This is a genomic window from Pseudomonas sp. NPDC087639 (assembly GCF_044743385.1).
Classification (GTDB): Bacteria; Pseudomonadota; Gammaproteobacteria; order Pseudomonadales; family Pseudomonadaceae; genus Aquipseudomonas.
In genome coordinates, this window is record NZ_JBIUWI010000132.1 from 1 (window position 1) to 2,764 (window position 2,764).

A 2,764-nucleotide genomic window follows, 5' to 3' on the forward strand; every position below is an offset into this window, starting at 1 on the left:
CCGAACTGTCTCACGACGTTCTAAACCCAGCTCGCGTACCACTTTAAATGGCGAACAGCCATACCCTTGGGACCGGCTTCAGCCCCAGGATGTGATGAGCCGACATCGAGGTGCCAAACACCGCCGTCGATATGAACTCTTGGGCGGTATCAGCCTGTTATCCCCGGAGTACCTTTTATCCGTTGAGCGATGGCCCTTCCATACAGAACCACCGGATCACTAAGACCTACTTTCGTACCTGCTCGACGTGTCTGTCTCGCAGTCAAGCGCGCTTTTGCCTTTATACTCTACGACCGATTTCCGACCGGTCTGAGCGCACCTTCGTACTCCTCCGTTACTCTTTAGGAGGAGACCGCCCCAGTCAAACTACCCACCATACACTGTCCTCGATCCGGATAACGGACCTGAGTTAGAACCTCAAAGTTGCCAGGGTGGTATTTCAAGGATGGCTCCACGCGAACTGGCGTCCACGCTTCAAAGCCTCCCACCTATCCTACACAAGCAAATTCAAAGTCCAGTGCAAAGCTATAGTAAAGGTTCACGGGGTCTTTCCGTCTAGCCGCGGATACACTGCATCTTCACAGCGATTTCAATTTCACTGAGTCTCGGGTGGAGACAGCGCCGCCATCGTTACGCCATTCGTGCAGGTCGGAACTTACCCGACAAGGAATTTCGCTACCTTAGGACCGTTATAGTTACGGCCGCCGTTTACCGGGGCTTCGATCAAGAGCTTCGCGTTAGCTAACCCCATCAATTAACCTTCCGGCACCGGGCAGGCGTCACACCCTATACGTCCACTTTCGTGTTTGCAGAGTGCTGTGTTTTTAATAAACAGTCGCAGCGGCCTGGTATCTTCGACCGGCATGAGCTTACGGAGCAAGTCCTTCACCCTCACCGGCGCACCTTCTCCCGAAGTTACGGTGCCATTTTGCCTAGTTCCTTCACCCGAGTTCTCTCAAGCGCCTTGGTATTCTCTACCCAACCACCTGTGTCGGTTTGGGGTACGGTTCCTGGTTACCTGAAGCTTAGAAGCTTTTCTTGGAAGCATGGCATCAACCACTTCGTCATCTAAAAGATGACTCGTCATCAGCTCTCGGCCTTAGAATCCCGGATTTACCTAAGATTCCAGCCTACCACCTTAAACTTGGACAACCAACGCCAAGCTGGCCTAGCCTTCTCCGTCCCTCCATCGCAATAACCAGAAGTACAGGAATATTAACCTGTTTTCCATCGACTACGCTTTTCAGCCTCGCCTTAGGGACCGACTAACCCTGCGTCGATTAACGTTGCGCAGGAAACCTTGGTCTTTCGGCGTGGGTGTTTTTCACACCCATTGTCGTTACTCATGTCAGCATTCGCACTTCTGATACCTCCAGCAAGCTTCTCAACTCACCTTCACAGGCTTACAGAACGCTCCTCTACCGCATCATCCTAAGATGATACCCGTAGCTTCGGTGTATGGTTTGAGCCCCGTTACATCTTCCGCGCAGGCCGACTCGACTAGTGAGCTATTACGCTTTCTTTAAAGGGTGGCTGCTTCTAAGCCAACCTCCTAGCTGTCTAAGCCTTCCCACATCGTTTCCCACTTAACCATAACTTTGGGACCTTAGCTGACGGTCTGGGTTGTTTCCCTTTTCACGACGGACGTTAGCACCCGCCGTGTGTCTCCCATGCTCGGCACTTGTAGGTATTCGGAGTTTGCATCGGTTTGGTAAGTCGGGATGACCCCCTAGCCGAAACAGTGCTCTACCCCCTACAGTGATACATGAGGCGCTACCTAAATAGCTTTCGAGGAGAACCAGCTATCTCCGAGCTTGATTAGCCTTTCACTCCGATCCACAGGTCATCCGCTAACTTTTCAACGGTAGTCGGTTCGGTCCTCCAGTTAGTGTTACCCAACCTTCAACCTGCCCATGGATAGATCGCCCGGTTTCGGGTCTATTCCCAGCGACTAGACGCCCTATTAAGACTCGCTTTCGCTACGCCTCCCCTATTCGGTTAAGCTCGCCACTGAAAATAAGTCGCTGACCCATTATACAAAAGGTACGCAGTCACCCAACAAAGTGGGCTCCCACTGCTTGTACGCATACGGTTTCAGGATCTATTTCACTCCCCTCTCCGGGGTTCTTTTCGCCTTTCCCTCACGGTACTAGTTCACTATCGGTCAGTCAGTAGTATTTAGCCTTGGAGGATGGTCCCCCCATATTCAGACAAAGTTTCTCGTGCTCCGTCCTACTCGATTTCATGACTAAGAGATTTTCGCGTACAGGGCTATCACCCACTATGGCCGCACTTTCCAGAGCGTTCCGCTAATCTCAAAGCCACTTAAGGGCTAGTCCCCGTTCGCTCGCCACTACTAAGGGAATCTCGGTTGATTTCTTTTCCTCAGGGTACTTAGATGTTTCAGTTCCCCTGGTTCGCCTCTTGCACCTATGTATTCAGTACAAGATAACCATCTTATGATGGCTGGGTTCCCCCATTCAGACATCTCCGGATCAAAGTCTGTTTGCCGACTCCCCGAAGCTTTTCGCAGGCTACCACGTCTTTCATCGCCTCTGACTGCCAAGGCATCCACCGTATGCGCTTCTTCACTTGACCATATAACCCCAAGCAATCTGGTTATACTATGAAGACGACATTCGCCGAAAATTCGATAATACTCAATTCAGAGTAACTCACAAATTTTACCTTAGCCTGATCCGTTACCAGTGAAAGTAACGTTCAGTCTATCTTTCTATCACATACCCAAATTTTTAAAGAACGA

General features: G+C 50.8%; 1 rRNA gene. It reads right to left on the bottom strand.

The window, feature by feature from the left end:
• Positions 1 to 2,598 (bottom strand): 23S ribosomal RNA (locus tag ACIOVB_RS26945); the annotation flags it as partial.
• Positions 2,599 to 2,764 lie beyond the last annotated feature (166 nt).